The sequence below is a fragment of the Pusillimonas caeni genome, assembly GCF_003545815.1.
Classification (GTDB): Bacteria; Pseudomonadota; Gammaproteobacteria; order Burkholderiales; family Burkholderiaceae_B; genus Pusillimonas; species Pusillimonas caeni.
This window is the reverse complement of record NZ_PDUW01000004.1, coordinates 162,974-181,292: the sequence shown is the minus strand read 5'-3', so window position 1 is coordinate 181,292 and position 18,319 is coordinate 162,974. Positions and strand designations below refer to the sequence as shown.

The following is an 18,319-nucleotide window of genomic DNA, read 5'->3' as shown; positions in this document are numbered from 1 at the left end:
GTACCATAGACGAATCTACGAGTATTGCGCGCCCATCGCGGCCGCGCCGCGACACCCAATTATTTCCCGGTTATTTCCATGAACATCGCTTCCCTAGAAGATGACGTGGATCAGGCAGAGCTGATCCGCCACATACTGGCCGAGGCAGGGCACGACTGCACTTCGTTCGCCACGGGCAAGGCGCTGCTCGATGTATTGCGGAAACGCCAGCCTTTTGACCTGATGCTGATCGACTGGGAGATCCCGGACATCACGGGCATCGAGGTCGTGCGGTGGGTCAGGACGCACGTTGGCTATGACCTGCCCCTCATGTTCGTGACCAGCCGCACGCTCGAAAAGGATCTGGTCGCCGGTCTGCAGGCCGGCGCCGACGACTACGTCACCAAGCCCATTCGCATCGGCGAGCTCATCGCGCGCGTCGATGCCTTGCTGCGGCGGCGCGCGGTCGAGGCCATCAAAGAGCAGTCGGCGATCCAGGTCGGCCGCTACACGTTCGACGAGACCAACTATACGGCCCGCCTGGACGACGAGAACATCGTGCTGGCCCCCAAAGAGTTCGAGCTGGCGATGCTGTTCTTCCGCAACCCGGGCCGCCTGTTTTCGCGCGACGTGCTCAGCGCGGCGGTCTGGAACCGCGAGATTCCCGCCACCTCTCGCACCCTGGACACGCATTTGTCCAACATACGGCAGAAGCTGCGCCTGCGGCCGGAAAACGGGGTTCGACTGGCATCGTCATATGCCCTGGGCTACCGGCTCGAAATCATCAGCGAGGCGGACGACGGCAACGCTTGACGCGGGCCCTGTTCGCACTCATTCGTTCCACATTCGGCTACAACCAAAAATCAAAGAGCTCCCATGCATCCGTTTCGCATACTCTGCACCGTGACTTTTCTTTGCGGCCTGTTGCTGCCCATGTCGGCAAACGCCCAGCCTGCCGGCGCCAAAGGAGACGATTTCCTCTACCGGGTGGTCCAGGGCGACACGCTGGGCGACCTGGCGCAGCGCTACACCATGAGCTTTTCCAACTGGTCGGCGCTGCAGCGGATCAATGGCATCGACGATCCCTATCGCCTGCCTATCGCCAAGCTGCTCCGCATCCCGTTCTCGATGATTCCACTGCGCGAGTCGGCGGCCCGCGTGCTTCATCTGACGGGACAGGCGTCGGCGGACGGCCGGGCCCTATCCTCCGGCTCCAGCGTCCAAGAGGGCCAGACGGTCGAGACCGGGCCGAACGGGTTCGTCACCTTGCAACTGTCCGACGAGAGCATCGTCAGCATCCCGCCGTCTACTTCCCTGGTGGTGAGGCGCTTGCGCGAATTCACGAGCGTCGGGCTCACGGATTCGGTGTTCGACATGAAGGCGGGCACGATCGAGACGCAGGTCGCGCCGAACGACACCGGGGTGGGCCGCTTCGAAGTGCGCACGCCCGTGAGCGTCACCGGTGTGCGCGGCACGCGCCTGCGCGTGCATGCGACGCCCGAAGGGTCGCGCAGCGAAGTGGTCACCGGCATGGCGGGCGTCGATGGCTCGGCTGCATCCGAGGTGGTCCTGCGCCAGCAGCAGGGCGTGGCGGTGGACTCCCTGGGCAAGAGCCTGGGAGTCCGCAAGCTGTTGGCCGCTCCACGGCTTTCGCCTCCGGTTCGCGGGCCCGGCGGGTGGTCGGCGCAATTCGAACCCGTCGACGGGGCCGCATCCTACCTGGTAAGCGTGGCCCGAGACCCGCAAGGCGGCCGGTTGGTGTCGCGCCAGCGCATCGATGCGCCGCCGGCCCGCTTCGCGGCCTCGGGGCCCGGCACTCATTATGTATTCGTGCGTGCTTTGGACGCAGCGGGCATAGGCGGACTGGACGCCCATGAAGCATTCGAGGGCGCCTTCGTGTTGTCGGACCAATCCGGAACCCCCGTTCTCGCGGGCGACGGCAGCCTGATCATCGTCGCTGACTACTAGAGGGCGCGGCACCAAGGCCTGTTGACACTGAAAAGGGCAGCCATGCTGAAATCACGCAGGTCGGCGCGCGGGAAGCGGGACGGGCTCGAGCGGCGGCTTCGCATCGAATGGCTATGCACCGTGCCGGCTCTGATGGCGTTGACCTTTCTGCTGAGCTACTTTGGCCAGCATCTGGGCATGCATCGGCTGGACCATGTCCTGTACGGACGAACGATGGCGCTGACGACGCACGAACCGTCGGACGAGATCGTCATCGTGGCGCTGGACGACGCCAGCATCCGGGAAATGGGCTATTGGCCCTGGCGCAGGGCCGTCCATGCGCAACTGCTGGAGCGCCTGCGGGGAGCAAGGGCGGTGGGCCTCGACCTGGTCTTGAGCGATCCCAATCCCGCCTACCCGGACGACGATGAAACCCTGGCCGGCGCCATGCGCGAGCACGGCCGGGTGGCGCTGCCGTTGGTTATCGACCAGAATCGGGTTCAAGAGCCGCTGCCGGTGCTGGCCGATGCGGCCGCCGCCATGGGCTACATCAACGTCCTCCTCGATCCGGACAGCGTGGTGAGGTCCATGCGGCTGCATGAGCAGGTGGACGACATCAACGTCGAGCACTTCGTGCTGGCCATGCTGGAGGCGGGGGGAGAAAGAGAGCGGCTTGCGCCTTTGCGCGGTTCCGACGGCAGCGCCCGGCTGATCTCGTACGCCGGCGATCCGGGCAGCTTCGCGATGTATCCCTATGCCCGCGTGCTCGACGGGTCGGTCCCGCCCGCCGCGCTCGAAGGCAAGTACGTGCTGGTCGGGGCCTGGGCGGCGGCCTTGGGCGACACCATGTCCGTGCCCTTGTCCAAGGCGGGCGAGCCGATGGCCGGGGTGGAAATACTGGCCAACGGCCTGCAGAACGCGCTGGGAAACTACTGGATCCATACCCCGGACCGCTTGCAGTCGGCCCTGCTGTGCATGCTGCCCGTGCTGCTGGTATGCGTGGCCTTGCGCAGGCTGTCGCCCCGCAAATCGTTCTTCGTCATATTGATCATCGTCGCCCTGATCTTCACCGCCGTCTGGCTGATGATGCGCCACGCCGATGTCTGGGTGGGGCCTTCCGCGGCATTGATCGGCATCGTGCTGGCTTATCCGGTATGGAACTGGCGCATCCAGGAGGCGACCTTGCGGCAGGTGGACGCCGAGCTCGATCAGCTCTATGAACAGAACCTGATGCATACCCAGGCGCTTCCCGATTCCGAAGATACGCCTGGGGGCGCATCGCTGCCGGCCCGCATGGTCAGATTGCACCGCGCCATGGGCCTGTTGCGCCAGGCGATCGGCCAGCGCGAAGAGGCCTTGCGTTTTCTTTCCCATGACATGCGTTCGCCCCAGAACGCCATATTGGCGCTGACCCAATTGCAGCGTTACGGCAAAAACCCCCTGGCCCAACCTGAACTGCTCGAGCGCGTCGACCGGTGCGCTTCCCGTACTCTGGGCCTGGTGGATGGTTTTGTGCGATTGGCCCGCGCCGAGTCGACGGCCCTGGACTTCCAGGACATCGATCTGGGCGAGCTGCTGCATTCGGTGTGCGACGAGCGCTGGCCCATGGCGCGCCGGCGCCGGATCGTCGTCGCCGTGGATGCGTCCATGGGGCAGGCCATCGTGGCGGCCGATGGCGAGATGCTGGGTCGGGCGTTCGGCAATCTGGTGGACAATGCCATCCACTACAGCCCCGACGGGGCGCACGTGATGTGCCGCCTATACGCTCAAGGAAGCAATTGGGCCGTGTCGATCAAGGACAAGGGCCGCGGCATGACGGCCGATCAGCAGGCGCAGCTTTTCGAGCCTTTTCGGCGTTTCGACGTGGACTCGCCGGGCAATCCCGAGGGCAGCGGCCTGGGACTGGCATTGGTGCGCGCCGTCGTGCAGCGCCATGGCGGACGCGTGGAGGTCGAGAGCGCGCGCGGCAAGGGCAGCGTCTTTCGCGTCATTCTTCCGGCTCGTCCCGGTGACGGCGCAGCGCATCGATGGCGTCGGCCTGAGCGCCGATGATGGACTCCAGGCTGGCGATCTCGGAGCGCAGTTCGCTGGTCTCGTCGCGTAGGCAGGCGATGATCTGCAGGTAGCGGACCATTTGCAGGCGCCGACGGCGCAATGCGCTGCGGCCGGCTCCGGAATCGCCGCGGCGGCTGGTTTTGGCCACGGCGCAGCATTCTTTGGACGGCGGGCCGCTGGGAGGAGAGGAAGGGTCGTCCGGCAGATTCATGATGGTAGTAAGGGTATGTTTTAAGTGCCGCTACCTCATGAGCCTCTGTGGCTGCGACGCATAAGGGCCTGTAATGACTGCTTTTTCATTCATAATATAAGGATAATATGGCGAGCTATTTGTAAATGCAACTGGATGAAACCGCAAATCCGGCTCCGCAGGCCGGTAGAATCGAAACGACTCTTGGCCGCAGCCCTGGCCGTTTTGTCCGCCCCCCTTTAAACTTTCCTATCTTTCGTTTGCCTGCAGGAGCTTTGCCGCGCATGTCCTCTTCTGTACTGGATCCATCTCTTTGCCCTGAAAGCGCCGAATACGTCGATGCGGCGATCGAGTCGCGCCAATCGATCCGTGCCTTTACGAGCCGGCCTGTCGAAAGGGAAGTCCTGAACGGCATACTGGCCGTGGCCAGCCGGGCGCCCTCGGGCGCCAACGCTCAACCCTGGAAAACCTACGTGCTGCAAGGCCGGGCCCGCGATACGCTGGTCGAAAAAGTATGCGCTGCCCACGATGCGGTGTATGCCAACCCCGAAGAGGCCGCCCGCTATAAAGAGGCCTACGCCTATTACCCCCAGAAATGGATCAGTCCCTATCTCGAGCGCCGGCGCGAGAACGGCTGGGGCTTGTACGGCCTGCTCGGCATCGCCAAGGGCGAGAAGGACCGCATGCACGCCCAGCATCAGCGCAATTTCCGCTTTTTCGATGCGCCGGTGGGGCTGTTCTTTACCGTCAATACCATCATGGGACAGGGCGCGCTGCTCGACTGCGGCGCCTTCATGCAGAACATCATGATCGCGGCCAGGGCGCGCGGGCTCGACACCTGCCCGCAGGCCGCCTGGAACTCATACGCCAGCATCATCCTGCCTCACATCGGCGCCGGCGATGACGAAATGCTCGTATGCGGCATGGCGCTGGGCCATGCCGCCCCCGACGAACTGGTCAACACCTTCCGCACTCCCCGCGTGCCGCCGGAAGACTTCACGGTCTGGCTGGATTGACGCGCCGATGCGGGACGGCGCGCAATACCTGAGCCTGGATTCCATTGACGGTTCGGCACGGCTTATCGTGCGGGGCGAATGGGTCCTGGCCAATTATCAGGCGATCGAGCGCGCCATCCACGCGTTCCTGGCGCAGGCCGGCCATGCATCGAGCGCGAAGCAGCGCCGCTTGCCTTCCGCGCTGCAGGTCAGCGGAATCGACCTGAGCGGCCTGGCCGCGGTGGACACCGCGGGCGCGGCTCAATTGGCGCGGCTGATCGGCCCCGCGCACCTCAGCGAACTGCTTTCGCAGCAAGACGGGCTTCCGGCAGAGCGCCTGGCCCTGCTTGCCGCGGTGGCGGCCGCCGAGCCCGAGGCGGAACCGCCCGGGGCGCCCATCCCGGCCTGGCGCGAGTTGCTGGGCCGCATCGGCATGTCGGTGGAACACATCTGGCAACTGATCGTCGCGCTGCTGGGCTTCATGGGACTGACCCTCGAAGCCTTGGGCCGCAACCTGTTCCGGCCGGACCGCTGGCGCATCACCGCGGTAGTGGCCCAGGTCGAGCAGTCCGGACTCAATGCGGTGCCCATCGTGGCCCTGCTCACGTTCATGGTGGGCGCGGTCATTGCCTTCTTGGGCGCCACGGTGCTGGCCGACTTCGGCGCCACCATCTACACCGTCACGCTGGTGGGCTTTTCGTTTCTGCGCGAGTTCGCCGTGCTGCTCACCGCCATCCTCATTGCCGGCCGCACCGCCAGCGCCTATACCGCGCAACTGGGCTCCATGAAAGCCAACCAGGAGATCGACGCCATCCGCATGATGGGCCTGAGTCCGATCGACCTGCTGGTGGTGCCGCGCATCATCGCGCTGCTGATCGCCATGCCGGCCCTTACTTTCGTGGGCATGGTGTCCGGAATCGTCGGCGGCATGCTGGTCTGCGCGGTGGCGCTCGACATTTCGCCCAGCATGTTCCTGACGATCTTCCAGCGCGACATCGCCCTGCGGCATTTCTTCCTGGGCATGGCCAAGGCGCCCATCTTCGCCTACCTCATCGCCATCATCGGCTGCCTCGAGGGCTTCAAGGTGCGCGGCAGCGCGCAGTCGGTCGGCGAGCACACCACCTCGGCGGTCGTGCAGTCCATATTCGTGGTGATTCTCATCGATGCGCTGGCCGCGCTTTTCTACATGGAGATGGGATGGTAGAGGCCGGCACGCAGACTCCCATCGTCCAGGTGCGGGGCCTGGTCAATCGCTTCGGCAGCCATGTCGTGCATGACGGCCTGGATCTTGACATCCGCAAAGGCGAGATCCTGGGCGTGGTCGGCGGCTCGGGCACGGGCAAGTCGGTGCTGTTGCGTTCCATCGTCGGCCTGCAGCCTCCGGCGGCCGGCAGCATATTCATATTCGGGCAGGACCTGCTCGCGCTGCCGCCAGAGCGGCGTACCCATATCGAGCGCCGCTTCGGCGTGATGTTTCAGAGCGGCGCCTTGTTCTCGTCCCTGACCGTGATCGAGAATGTAGCGGTGCCGCTGATGGAGCAGGCAGGCCTGGCGCGACCCCAGGCCGAAGCGCTGGCCCGCAGCAAGATAGGCCTGGCGGGCCTGCCCGCCGAAGCCGGCAGCCAGTATCCCAGTTCACTTTCGGGCGGCATGGTCAAGCGCGCCGCGCTGGCGCGGGCGCTGGCCCTGGATCCGGACATCCTGTTTCTGGACGAGCCCACCGCAGGCCTGGACCCCATCGGCGCAGGAGCCTTCGATCGCCTGATCATGACCTTGCGCGATGCCCTGGGCCTGACGGTGTTCCTGGTCACACACGACCTGGACACCTTGTACGCCAGCTGCGACAGGGTGGCGGTGCTGTCCCGAAAAAAGGTGTTGGCGGCCGATACGCTCGAGCGTGTCGAAGCCATCGACGACCCATGGATACGCGAATATTTTCATGGACCCAGAGGCCGCGCGGCTTACCGCGCGGCAGAATCGCGGAGTGCGAAATAATGGAACCCAGGGCGCATCATGTAATGATCGGAGCCTTCACCGTGGTGGTCGCCGTCTTGGCCGTGCTGTTCTCGCTATGGCTCGGCAAGGCGGGACAGAACGCGGGCGACAGGCATTACGTCGTGATTTTCAACGAAGCCGTGCGCGGCCTGACCGTGGGCAGCGCGGTCCAGTACAACGGGATCAAGGTGGGCGAAGTGCAGGGCCTTTCGCTGGATCCGAACGATCCCGCGGTGGTGAGGGCGCGCATCGAGGTGCAGGACGACATCCCCATCAAGCAGGACACCCGCGCAAGACTGGTGCTGACCGGCATCACAGGCGCTTCGGTCATCGGCCTGAGCGGCGGGTCGCCCGACAGCGCTGAACTGCCCGAACCCGAATCCGGCGATCCCGTTATCATCGCTACGCCTTCGCCGATTACGCAACTGCTGGCCAACAGCGACAACCTCATGACCAATCTGACTTCGCTGATCATGAGCGCCCAGCAAGTCCTGTCGCCCGAAAATGCCGAGCGGATCAGCCGCTCGCTGGACAACCTGGAGCAGCTCACCGCCGCGCTATCGGGGCAGTCCGGCAATATGAACCAGCTGGTCGAGGCGGTGACCCAGGCAAGCCGGCAGGCGAATGATGCGCTGGCGCAGGCGACGGTGTTGATGGACCATGCGGACACTCTGCTCGACAAGCAGGGTACGGCCACCCTGCAAAGCGTTCAGCGCGCCATGGCGTCGCTCGAAAGCACCGGCAACAGCCTCGACCAGTTGATCGGCGAGAACCGCTCGGGCTTGAATTCCGGCGTCGACGGATTGCGTCAGTTGGGACCGGCCCTGCACGAGCTGCGCGGCACCCTGGCCAGCTTGCAGGAGGTCGTGCGCAAGCTCGGCGACAGCCCGACCAATTTCCTGCTTGGACGCACGAAGATCGAGGAGTTCGAACCATGAGGCATTCCCCCGCGCTTGCGCGCCACATTGCAAAGATGCTCAAGGCATGCGTGCCCGCCGTCCTGCTGGCATTGTCCGGCTGCGCGATGCTGCCCGCGTCTGAAACCCTGACTTTCTATCGCTTGCCCGATGCGGTCGAGGCGGCGGACGCCGCTGCGCCGCGCCCCCGCCTGCCGGCGGTGCTGCGGGTGGCCACCCCCTATGGCAATCGCGCGGTCGACAGCACCCGCATCCTGGTCGTTCCCGAAGCCGATCGAGTCAGCGCCTACAAGGGGGCCAGATGGAGCGACACCGCGCCGGTGCTGCTGCGCGATCGTCTGATCCAGTCGTTCCGCGACGCCGGGGTCTTTCGCTCGGTCGTGGCCGACAGCGGCAACCTGGGCGCCGATCTCGAACTGTCGAGCGACCTGTCCCAGTTCCATGTGATCTATCGCTCCGGTTCGCCGGTGGCGGTGGTGGCGCTGGACGCCACACTCGTCGAGCCGGCCTCGTCACGCATCCTGGCGTCGCGGCGCTTTCATGCCGAGCGGGCCGTGCAGGGCAAGGAAGTGCCCGAAGTCGTCCAGGCCTTCGGCTTCGCCGTCGACGAACTGACGGCTCAATTGCTTGCCTGGAGCCGAGAACAAGCGCCGACCAGCAAGGAGACGCACTAATGGCGGACAATCTCTTTCAGGGCAAGCTGATGGCCCACGTCAAAGCACTGGATCCCGCATGGCGCTCGGCCTTCGAAGCGGAGCCTGTGCGTCAGACCCTGCACGAACTCGACCGTTTTCTGCAGGACAGGCTCGATGCCGGGACGGTGATTTTCCCGGCCAGGCCCTTTCGCGCCTTGCACGAGGTCGCCCCGCGGGACGTGAAAGTGGTTCTTCTCGGCCAGGATCCTTACCATGGGCCCGGGCAGGCGCAGGGCCTGGCGTTCTCCGTGCCGGACGATTGCCGCGCGCCCCCGAGCCTGCGCAATATGTTCACCGAACTGAAGCGCGAGTACGCCGATCAGTATCAGGCCCAGCGCAACAGCCTGGTGCGCTGGGCCACGCAGGGAGTGCTGCTGCTCAACACCGCTCTTACTGTCGAAGCGCACCAGGCCGGTTCACATGCCCGTTGCGGCTGGACGACCGTGACCGACGCCATTCTGACGAGGGTGCTGCAAGAGGCGCAGCCCAAGGTCCTCATGTTGTGGGGCTCGCACGCCCAGGCGCGCGAAGCGCTGCTGAAAGAGCACCCGCCGCAGGGGCCGGTCCATGTGTTGAAGGCCAACCATCCCTCGCCCTTGTCGGCGCTTCGGCCGCCTCGGCCCTTCATCGGCTGCGGGCATTTCGCCATGGCCAATCGGTGGCTGGAAGCCGAGGGCGTGGGAGGCATCGATTGGCTGAGCAACGACGAGCCTCCCTTGCGCGCGGCATCGGCTTAGCCCGCGCAGGCCCTAGCCCGATGCACGGGCCGGCTGGACGCCGGACCGGGCATGCGGTGCCCGGGTCTCCGTGACGCGGGCCAGTACTTCCAGCCAGTCGTTCACGAAGCGCTCCATGTTGAAGCGGGCCATTGCCGTCCGGCGCGCCTGCTCGCCCCATCGGCGGGCCAGTTCGGGCTCATCGATGAGCTGGCGCATGACGTCGATGATTCTGTGCTTGTCCGTATGCACGAAGCCGTTCTTGCCGTTCTCGATGACGGTGGGAAGTTCCGTGGCCGCCACGCCCACCACCGGCATGCCCAGCAGCATGGCCTCGATCAACGCCAGGCCCAGGCTGGTATAGCGGATGGGCGTATAGAAAAACCGGTAAGGGGCCATGGCGGCTGCCACATCGAGGTTGGGGACTTCGCCCAGACCGCCCATTTCCTCGCTTTGCATGCCGATGAGATCGAGCGGCACCTGCTCGCGGCTCCATTCGAAGAGATCGGCCCCCATGCGGCGGCCGCGCTTCTTCAGGCCGTTGATGGCGGTGATGCCGGCGGCTTTCTCGCCCGTATGGCGCAGCGAAGGGTTGAAGGGCACGCCGTGCTCTATCACCTGCGCGGGCTGGTCGCCCGCATCCCAATTGAGCGCATTGTAGTGAGTGACGTGCACCAGGATGCCGTGATCGTGCTTGAAGGGGTGGGGGGTGTCCACGGGATAGGGCCGCGGAGGGTCATGTTCGATGTAGATGCTTGGCAACGCGCGCTGCGCCGCCGTCAGCAGCTCGGGCGCATCCTGTTCGTAGGCGGCTTGCGACTGGTAGACGATGCAATCGAATTGCTCGCGCGCGATGTCCTCGACGCTGATTTCATGCACATTGGCGCCCCACGGTATCTTGGTGCCGAGCGGCGCATAGCCCGCGCGGCCGTCGGCCTGCACCGGGATGAAGAATTCGTGCGGCACCTGCGTCAGCGCGTACAGGTAATTGCCATGAACGTGCCAGGTCAGAATGCGCAATGCGCGCGCCGGCTCGAACGAAGCGGTGTCCATAAGCCTCTCTCAAGAAAACGGGATCGGCGGGCGAAATGCCGGGCCGCCGATGTCGCAGCAAGCCACATACCCGGCGTGGCCGCAGCGGCAGTGCGCGCGGCGGCGCAGCGCCCGCTTTCCGGATGCTTTACTATTGCCGGAATTGGCGGCTGCTATCGTCGCCGGCAGCAAACTGATCTCAGGAGATATTCATGGCTTACGACAGCAACAATATTTTTGCCAAGATCCTGCGCGGCGAGGCGCCCTGCATCAAGGTCTACGAAGACGACCAGACTCTGGCCTTCATGGACCTCATGCCCCAGGCCGACGGCCATGTGCTCATCGTGCCGAAGGAGCCGGCAGAGACCTTGCTGGAACTGTCCGAAGCGGGCGCCATGGCGGCCATGCGCACCACGCGGCGCATCGCCATCGCGGTCAAGAAGGCCCTGGGCGTAGAGGGCCTGCACGTGATGCAGCTGAACGGCGCGGCGGCGGGCCAGACGGTGCCCCACATCCACTTTCACGTGATCCCGCATGCGGCCGGCGGTGTGCTGCGTGTGCATGCCGCCCAGCGGGCCGACGAAGAAGGCCTGAAGGCCATGGCCGAGCGCATCAAGGCCAGTCTTGATTGAGCATGATCAAAGTCAAGGGCGAAGCATGTCCTGGCTGATACATTGAGAATGTCGACTCACCATGAGGGGCTAATCATGAGAAATAGCGATTCCAACACCGGTCCGGCTTCCGACGGGCTTGCGCAGGCGCTGAATGAACTGGGCGCGCACTGGGGGTGGTTCATCGCCCTGGGAGCGGTGCTGCTCGCCCTGGGCTTCATCGGCTTCGCCTACGTTTTCGCGGCCACGCTGGTCAGCGTCATTTTCATCGGCACCCTGATGCTGATCGGCGGCGTGGGCCAGCTGATCCATGCCTGGCGCGTCAAGCATCTGGCGGGCTTCCTGTTCTGGACCGCCAGCGGCCTGCTCTATGCGGGCGCCGGCGTCCTGGCGCTGGTCAACCCCGTGGCGGGGGCATCGGTCCTGACCCTGCTGCTGGGCGCCACCTTGATCGCCGTGGGCGCCCTGCGCCTATGGATCTGGTTCAACAACCGGGGCCAGCGGGGTTGGCTGTGGCTGGCGCTTTCAGGAGCCATCACCCTGGCGACCGGCATCCTCATCGCCGCCTTGTGGCCGGGCAACAGCCTGTGGCTGCTGGGCCTGATCCTGTCCATCGACCTGCTGTTCCAGGGCTGGTCGACGCTGTTGCTGGGCCTGGCCTTGAGGCAGCGGCGCGGCTAGAGTCCGAAAAAAGTGCCTACGCGCCGTGCGGGCTCATGCCTGGCTGCTTGGAGTGCCTGGCCTTGCGGCCGCCCGGCGGCAAAAAACCGCCTGGCGCCGGGCAAACAAAATGCGGCTTTGCAAGGTTCTTGCAAAGCCGCATGAATACTGGTGCCGATGAAAGGAGTCGAACCCTCGACCTTCTCATTACGAATGAGCTGCTCTACCAACTGAGCTACATCGGCTAAGCCCAAAATTGTACCACTTTTTCCAAGCCGCCTGCTCGCTTTCTTTACCTGAAGCCGCGGTTGCGGGCCAGCGCTTCGCGCTCCAGCGCGGTGATGTAGCGCTGTACGCGCGCCGAGGCGGCGCCGCGCAGGCCTTCGAAAGCAAAGCCGAGGCTGCGCAGCTGCTTGCCGGCGCGTTCGAATTCGCGGATATGCACCAGCCTGAGGGTGACTTCGAGCGGATCCGTGTCGGGCAGGTCGAGCCGGCAGCCGTTGAAGACCTGTCCGATGGTCTCCGGCACCGCGTGCGCGGCATCGGAGGCGCCGAGCCCGCCGGTGCTGAGGTCTTCCAGGGGCAGCGTCACCGGGCCGTCCTCGAGGGGAATGGTGCAGAGCACGGGGCTGTTGACGGGAGTCGCGACGCGGAACGCATCCCTGCGCTGCACGCGGATCAGCTCGGCCGGAAACGGCAGGCGCAGGGCGGGGCGCTCTTCGAACAGCAACGATTCGGCCGGCCCGCACTTGAAGCTGACATGCACGCCGTTTTGCGAAGCTTCAAAGTGCAGCCGCTCTGCGGCGAGGATGGGCCTCAGCACGCCGGGGTCGGCGGTGCCGTCGAAGGTCAGCGCGGACTTTTCCGGATCGATATGGAGAAGGGTGGTCACCACGGACGCGTTGCCGGCGGGCGCGCGCAGGTGGATCAGGCGCTGGTCGGCGGCCAGAGAGCGCAACACTCCCAGAATCTCGAATTCGGTGGTCAGGGCGTAGGCGCTGGAAGAGGGCGAAGCGTTTGATGTCACGGTAATGAGCAAAGCGGCTGGTCGGCAAAAGCGTTATTACAACAAAGTCGCGCCGGCCAGGCCATAGCGTGGATGAAGTGTCCTTGAAAATTCATCGTTTGCGAAGACCGGGCGGCCATATCGGCGGATGTCAGGCGTCGCCCTGCTGCTGCGCCGCGGAAGGGAAGAGGTCCCATACCGCCATAAAGAGCGCGGCGATGAGGGGGCCGATGACGAAGCCGTTGAGCCCGAAGGTGGTGAGGCCGCCGATGGTGGAAATGAGCACCACGTAGTCGGGCATCTTGGTGTCCTTCCCCACCAGCAGCGGGCGCAGGATGTTGTCCACAAGGCCGATGACCAGGACGCCATAGAGTATGAGGATGCTGCCCACCCAGTATTCGCCCGTGACCAGGAAGTAGATGGCCACCGGCAGCCAGATGATGGCGGCTCCTACGGCCGGCAGCAGCGACAGCAGCGCCATGATCACGCCCCACAGCAGCGGGCCTTCGATGCCCAGTATCCAGAAGATGAGCCCGCCCAGGGCGCCCTGAGTGGCGGCCACCACGATGTTTCCTTTGAGGGTGGCGCGCACCACGGTGATGAACTTGTGAATGAGCAGTTGCTTGTGCTCGGCGCTGAGGGGAATGACCGCCATGATCTTGCGGGCCAGCTTTGCGCCGTCGCGCAGCAGGAAGAACAGCAGGTACAGCATGATGCCCAGCCCGATCAGGAACTGGAAGGTGTTTTGTCCGATGTTGACGGCTTGCGAGGCCAGGAACTTGCTGCCTTGCAGCGCGCCGGCCGACAGCTTCTCCTGGATGCTGAACAGATCGGTCAGGCCGAATTGCTCCAGCGCCCCGTGAATGGAAGGAGGCAGGGCGCCGACGATCTGCTCGAAGTACGAGCCCAGGTTGAGTTCGCCGCTTTCGACGCGCCGGTACAGGTTGGAGCCTTCCTGCAGCAGCGAGCCGGTGAGCAGGGTAAGAGGCAGTATGACCAGCAGCAGGACGAGCAGCACGGTCAGCAAGGCCGAAAGATTGGGCCGGCCCGGCAGGCGCGACAAGAGCCGGCGATGCAGGGGCATGAAGCTGATGGCCAGGATGGCGCCCCAGAAGACCGCGCCATAATAGGGCAGCAGCAGCCGGCCGAACGCGAGCGTGACGATCAGTAGCAGGATGATGAAGGTGCGATAGTGCAATTTGCTATCGGTCATGAGGGCTCCGGGCGCTGTCTGTATGGCGACGCTTGCGTCGTGCTCGCGCGACGCAAGCGCCCTAGTATACCGGGGCTACAATCACGCTGCGCGGCCACCCCGGACATCCGGCGCGGCGTTGCGCGGACCGAATCCACTCGAGGGCGACAAGGCATGCGGGACGACAATATCAATAACAGGGCGGACGAGAACAGGGCGGGCACGCGCGGCGCCGGACCGTCGCCGGCGCAAAATCTGGTGGTCCTTGCGTTCCTGGCGGGCATGGTGGCCTTGTGGACCCTCTTGTGCGCGGTCAGCCATCGTGCGCCCGACCTGGACGGCATGGAGGAACTGGTGTGGGCCTCGAGCTTCGAGTTCGGCTATACCAAGCACCCGCCTCTGCCGTCGTGGTTCATGTATGCGTTGAGCGGCCTGTTCGGCAAGCCTGTCTGGCTGGCCTTCTTCGCCGGCCAGCTGGTGTCCGCCCTGGGCCTGTGGTTCGTGTGGCGGCTCGGCTGCGAGTTCACCTCCCCGCGCCGGGCGTTGATTGCGACGCTGATGGTGTCCACGACGCTGTACTTCTCGCTGCGGGGCACCATCTACAACCACAATACCGCGCAGCTGTGGTCCATCGCGGCCTGCACATGGCTCTTCTACCGCGCTTTGCGGCACGGGCGCGCCAGCTCGTGGCTCTGGCTGGGGGCGGTGGCCGGGGCGTCCGTCCTGACCAAATACAGTGCCGTCATACAGTTCGGCGTGTTCTTCATCTTCATCGTGGCGCTTGGCCATTGGCGCGACCCGGGCGTGCGGCGCGGAGTGCTGCAGGCGCTGGCGGTGTTCGCCGTGGTGATCTCGCCGCACGTTTACTGGCTGGTCGACAATGATTTCGCGCCCTTCCGCTATCTGGACAATTCCATGGAGACCAGTTCCTATGCCGAGGTCTTGAAAGGCATATGGGATTTTTCGATCGACCAGCTGGCGCGCCTCAGCCCCATGCTGCTGGTCTGGCTGGCCCTGTATGTGTGGAACCGCCGGCGGCCGATCGCGCAGCGGGGCGACACCTACGCGGGGGAACTCGCCAAGTGGGACCGCGCATTTCTTTTGTGGGTCGGCCTGGGACCTTTCCTGGCCACCCTGTTGATGTCGGCTGTTCTGGGCACCCGCCTGGTGGCTTCCTGGGGCACTACGTTTTTTATCCTGTACGGCTACTTCGCTTTCTGGTGGCTGTCGGGGTCCACCCGCGCGACGCTCCGCCGCACGGCCATTCTGGTGATAACGGTGCATGTGTTGATGGCAGTGGGCTATGCGGCGGCGCGCGGCCCCCTTGCCCATTATTCCGGGCGCACCGCCCGCTCGACCTTTCCGGGCCCCGAGATCGCGCAACGGATGCAGCAGCACTGGGAGGCGCATGCGCCCGGCACGCCGCTGCGCCTGGTCGCGTCCGACACCTGGCTGGGCGGCAACATCGCGATCAATCTCCACCCGGTGGCGCAGGTCTTCATCAACGGCAGCTATGCGGAATCTCCCTGGCTCTTTCCCGACACGGCGTTGGACTGCGGCGTCCTGGTCGCCTATAGCGGCGACACGCGCGGCTATCTGGCCGAAGCACTGCTGCGCCTGCATGAGCAGGCAAGCTGGAAAGGGGTCGAAAGCCTGCGCTGGTCTTCGGAGAAGAGCCCCTTGATCGAGATCGAATGGGGCATCATTCCGCCGTCGGAGGCCTGCGCCCAATAGCACGGGCGGCACAAAACATACCACGCCGCTAACACGCCCGCGTACGCTTGTACGCGGGCGTTGCCATTCGTTTATGAAGACGATGTTGTAATTCGTCTGCAAAAAGCATTCCCCGCCAGTCTCATTCCGCCATGCTTCGTTGACAGTGGACGCGTAAACAAACAATAATCATTCTCATTTTTGCCTTACTGTTTGTTGAAAAAGGAAACGCATGTCCCCCGTTGTCTTCCGGCTGAAGCCCGTGGCTGTCGCCGTCTGCGCACTTTCCGCTACTTTTCTGTCCTCTTCCGTTCATGCCCAGGCCACAGCGCCGGTCGCCCAGTTGGATAATGTGGTCGTGACGGCCACCGGCTTCGAGCAGATGGTCGAAGACGCGCCGGCATCCATTACCGTCATTCCCCGCGAGGAACTCGAAAAAAGAGCGTTCAAGGACGTCACGGACGCTTTGAAGGACGTCCCGGGCGTGGTCATCACGGGCGGCGGAAGCTCCAGCGACATCAGTGTGCGGGGCATGGCGCCCACCTACACGATGATCTTGATCGATGGAAGGCGCCAGAACTCGCGCGAGACGCGTCCCAACAGCGACGGCCCCGGCATCGAGCAGGGCTGGCTGCCGCCGATGCAGGCCATCGAACGCATCGAGGTGGTGCGCGGCCCCATGTCATCGCTATACGGTTCGGATGCCATGGGCGGTGTGATCAACATCATTACCCGCAAAGTGCCGAACGCCTGGACGGGAAGCCTGCGCAATGAAGTGACGGTTCAGGAAGATTCCGATTCGGGCGATATTTTCCAGAGCAATTTCTATTTGGCCGGGCCGCTCATGCAGGACAAGCTGGGCCTGCAGGTATATGGCCAGAAGGCGCGCCGCCAGGAAGACCGGATCGAAAACGGCTTCAACAAGCAGGACATGACGTCGGGCACGGTCAAGCTTGCCCTGACGCCCAACAAAGACCACGATCTGATCGCCGAGTTTTCGCGCACCCTGCAGGAGCGCGCTTCCACGCCCGGCAAGTCGATGGCCGAACTCGACAGCCGCGGCCGTCCCAATACGGCCTCCAGCACGAAGTACGACAAGAACGTGTATTCGCTGACCCACATCGGGCGCTGGGGCCTTGCGACGTCCAATACCTATGTGCAGCGCGAGGAGATAGACAATCCGTCGCGGGACATGTACTTGAAGAACACGGAATTCAATACGCAGTGGAACCTGCCGCTGGGCAACCACCTGGTAAGCGGCGGCTTCCATTACCAGAAAGAAAGCCTGAGCGATGCGGGCAACCAGTACGATGCCGCGCTTACCAAGCTCGACCGGTACCAGTGGGCCTTGTTCGCCGAAGACGAGTGGTCGATCACCGAGGACTTTGCGCTGACGACCGGCGTTCGCATGACGCGCGACGAAAACTACGGCACGCACTGGACGCCCCGCATGTATGGTGTCTGGCACGCCACCGACAATCTCAGTTTCAAGGGCGGTGTGTCGACGGGCTTTCGCGCGCCATCGCTGCGTCAGGCGGTGGCCGATTGGGGCCAGATCACGGGCGGCGGCGGTGTGCCGGCCATCATCGTGGGCAACCCCAACCTCAAGCCCGAGAAAAGCGTCAGCCAGGAGCTCGGCGTCATCTGGGACGACCGCCAGGGCTGGGTCAGCAGCCTGACGTTCTTCAACACCGACTTCAAGGACAAGATATCTGAAGTGCGCCGTTGCACCGACCCCGACGGCCTGCCCACCTGCCACGTGAATCCGGGCGATCAGGGATACAAATTCATCAGCGACCGGGTCAACGTCGACCGCGCCAATATCCGGGGCATCGAGGCCACCACCACCTGGGAAGCCCGCGACGACCTGCGCCTGTCGGCCAACTACACCTACACGCAGTCCAAGCAGAAGAGCGGCGACTTCGAGGGCCTTCCCTTGAACAAGATGCCCAAGCACATGTTCAACGCCACGCTGGATTGGGACGCCAATGCCCGGCTCGGATTCTGGTCGCGCGTGAATTTCCGCGGCAAGACCTCCGAATACCTGAGCCGCACTTCGATGGCCGAGGGCACGCCTTCGTTCACATTCGTCGATGTGGGCTTGAATTACCGGCTGAACAAGAATGCCAGCCTGGGCTTCGGCATCTATAACGTGTTCGACAAGCGCGTCACGGACGAAACGTTCGACGCCGTGTACGACGGCAGGCGCTACTGGGCACAACTGACGGTGGGTTTCTAAGACCGCCTGCGGGAAAGGCCGGGCGTAGAGCCCGGCCCTTTCGAATCGAACGCGGGCCGCCTGCTTGTCAGTTTTCTTCGGCGCCGGCCCCGTCGTTCCAATGGTGAGCGGCCAGTATGGTGGCCTCGCCGTCGGAGATTTCATCGAAGACATAGAAGCGCCGCTGCTCCGACGGCTGGTCTGTTTCACCTTTGGACAGGATGCGCAGCGAATAACGCGGCTCGTCGAGCATGTCGCTGGTTTCGGAAGGATGCGACATGATATGGACCCGCTTGCCATGCAGGTGGCCGCCGATGCAGATGGTTTGAGACATGGTTTCCTCCTGTTGTGTTGCCGCCCCGCGAGGGTCGTCGACTCTATGCTAGCGGGATCGTGGA

General features: G+C 64.2%; 18 protein-coding genes and 1 tRNA gene. 13 read left to right on the top strand and 6 right to left on the bottom strand.

Annotation, left to right across the window (positions count from 1 at the left end; translation table 11 throughout):
• Positions 1-78: 78 nt before the first annotated feature.
• The 3 genes from CSC67_RS10750 to CSC67_RS10740 all read left to right on the top strand — a co-directional run bounded on the left by CSC67_RS10750 (position 79) and on the right by CSC67_RS10740 (position 3,978).
• Positions 79-792, top strand: coding sequence for a response regulator transcription factor (locus tag CSC67_RS10750; protein ID WP_118994730.1), 714 nt, complete (start codon positions 79-81; stop codon positions 790-792).
• A 63-nt stretch (positions 793-855) separates the two neighbouring features.
• Positions 856-1,947: a FecR family protein gene (locus CSC67_RS10745; RefSeq protein WP_245220200.1), complete on the top strand. Its 1,092-nt coding sequence runs from the start codon at positions 856-858 to the stop codon at positions 1,945-1,947.
• Positions 1,948-1,989: 42 nt separating this feature from the next.
• A complete protein-coding gene (locus tag CSC67_RS10740; protein ID WP_118994526.1) occupies positions 1,990-3,978 on the top strand; it encodes a CHASE2 domain-containing protein in 1,989 nt (662 codons plus the stop codon).
• On the opposite strand, the gene CSC67_RS10735 is transcribed toward CSC67_RS10740, so the two are convergent.
• A complete protein-coding gene (locus tag CSC67_RS10735) occupies positions 3,914-4,192 on the bottom strand; it encodes a hypothetical protein (protein ID WP_118994525.1) in 279 nt (92 codons plus the stop codon). The genes CSC67_RS10740 and CSC67_RS10735 overlap by 65 nt on opposite strands.
• Before the next feature lie 263 nt (positions 4,193-4,455).
• On the opposite strand from CSC67_RS10735, the gene CSC67_RS10730 reads away from it, so the two are divergent.
• From CSC67_RS10730 to CSC67_RS10705, 6 genes are read left to right on the top strand one after another with little or no spacing between them, the layout of a single operon-like run.
• Positions 4,456-5,187, top strand: coding sequence for a nitroreductase (locus tag CSC67_RS10730; protein WP_118994524.1), 732 nt, complete (start codon positions 4,456-4,458; stop codon positions 5,185-5,187).
• 7 nt (positions 5,188-5,194) lie between these two features.
• A complete protein-coding gene (locus tag CSC67_RS10725) occupies positions 5,195-6,370 on the top strand; it encodes an MlaE family ABC transporter permease (RefSeq protein WP_118994523.1) in 1,176 nt (391 codons plus the stop codon).
• A complete protein-coding gene (locus tag CSC67_RS10720) occupies positions 6,364-7,161 on the top strand; it encodes an ABC transporter ATP-binding protein (RefSeq protein WP_118994522.1) in 798 nt (265 codons plus the stop codon). The genes CSC67_RS10725 and CSC67_RS10720 overlap by 7 nt, the downstream gene beginning before the upstream one ends.
• Positions 7,161-8,099: an MlaD family protein gene (locus CSC67_RS10715; RefSeq protein ID WP_118994521.1), complete on the top strand. Its 939-nt coding sequence runs from the start codon at positions 7,161-7,163 to the stop codon at positions 8,097-8,099. The genes CSC67_RS10720 and CSC67_RS10715 overlap by 1 nt, the downstream gene beginning before the upstream one ends.
• A complete protein-coding gene (locus CSC67_RS10710; RefSeq protein WP_118994520.1) occupies positions 8,096-8,752 on the top strand; it encodes an ABC-type transport auxiliary lipoprotein family protein in 657 nt (218 codons plus the stop codon). Before CSC67_RS10715 ends, CSC67_RS10710 begins: the two co-directional genes overlap by 4 nt.
• On the top strand, positions 8,752-9,510 hold the full coding sequence (locus CSC67_RS10705) for a uracil-DNA glycosylase (RefSeq protein WP_118994519.1): 759 nt from the start codon (positions 8,752-8,754) through the stop codon (positions 9,508-9,510). The genes CSC67_RS10710 and CSC67_RS10705 overlap by 1 nt, the downstream gene beginning before the upstream one ends.
• 12 nt (positions 9,511-9,522) lie before the next feature.
• Here the strand turns inward: CSC67_RS10705 and CSC67_RS10700 are convergent, their stop codons facing one another.
• Positions 9,523-10,542 (bottom strand): glycosyltransferase, encoded by a 1,020-nt coding sequence (locus CSC67_RS10700; RefSeq protein WP_118994518.1) that lies wholly within the window; start codon positions 10,540-10,542, stop codon positions 9,523-9,525.
• Positions 10,543-10,733: 191 nt separating this feature from the next.
• On the opposite strand from CSC67_RS10700, the gene CSC67_RS10695 reads away from it, so the two are divergent.
• Together CSC67_RS10695 and CSC67_RS10690 are read left to right on the top strand one after the other, a co-directional pair.
• Positions 10,734-11,153, top strand: a complete 420-nt coding sequence (locus CSC67_RS10695; protein ID WP_118994517.1) for an HIT family protein — start codon at positions 10,734-10,736, stop codon at positions 11,151-11,153.
• Between the two features lie 75 nt (positions 11,154-11,228).
• Positions 11,229-11,813: an HdeD family acid-resistance protein gene (locus tag CSC67_RS10690; RefSeq protein WP_118994516.1), complete on the top strand. Its 585-nt coding sequence runs from the start codon at positions 11,229-11,231 to the stop codon at positions 11,811-11,813.
• A gap of 148 nt (positions 11,814-11,961) precedes the next feature.
• On the opposite strand, the gene CSC67_RS10685 is transcribed toward CSC67_RS10690, so the two are convergent.
• The 3 genes from CSC67_RS10685 to CSC67_RS10675 all read right to left on the bottom strand — a co-directional run bounded on the left by CSC67_RS10685 (position 11,962) and on the right by CSC67_RS10675 (position 14,011).
• Positions 11,962-12,037, bottom strand: a tRNA-Thr gene (locus CSC67_RS10685).
• 47 nt (positions 12,038-12,084) lie between these two features.
• On the bottom strand, positions 12,085-12,819 hold the full coding sequence (locus tag CSC67_RS10680) for a flagellar brake protein (protein WP_167752849.1): 735 nt from the start codon (positions 12,817-12,819) through the stop codon (positions 12,085-12,087).
• A gap of 130 nt (positions 12,820-12,949) precedes the next feature.
• On the bottom strand, positions 12,950-14,011 hold the full coding sequence (locus CSC67_RS10675; RefSeq protein ID WP_118994514.1) for an AI-2E family transporter: 1,062 nt from the start codon (positions 14,009-14,011) through the stop codon (positions 12,950-12,952).
• A gap of 153 nt (positions 14,012-14,164) precedes the next feature.
• Here CSC67_RS10675 and CSC67_RS10670 point away from each other — a divergent pair, with 153 nt between their 5' ends.
• Both CSC67_RS10670 and CSC67_RS10665 read left to right on the top strand, forming a co-directional pair.
• Positions 14,165-15,724, top strand: a complete 1,560-nt coding sequence (locus CSC67_RS10670; RefSeq protein WP_118994513.1) for a glycosyltransferase family 39 protein — start codon at positions 14,165-14,167, stop codon at positions 15,722-15,724.
• A 211-nt stretch (positions 15,725-15,935) separates the two neighbouring features.
• On the top strand, positions 15,936-17,942 hold the full coding sequence (locus CSC67_RS10665; RefSeq protein WP_118994512.1) for a ligand-gated channel protein: 2,007 nt from the start codon (positions 15,936-15,938) through the stop codon (positions 17,940-17,942).
• Positions 17,943-18,009: 67 nt separating this feature from the next.
• On the opposite strand, the gene CSC67_RS10660 is transcribed toward CSC67_RS10665, so the two are convergent.
• Positions 18,010-18,255 carry a hypothetical protein gene (locus tag CSC67_RS10660; RefSeq protein ID WP_118994511.1) on the bottom strand — a complete coding sequence of 82 codons (246 nt, stop codon included), beginning with the start codon at positions 18,253-18,255 and terminating at the stop codon, positions 18,010-18,012.
• Positions 18,256-18,319 lie beyond the last annotated feature (64 nt).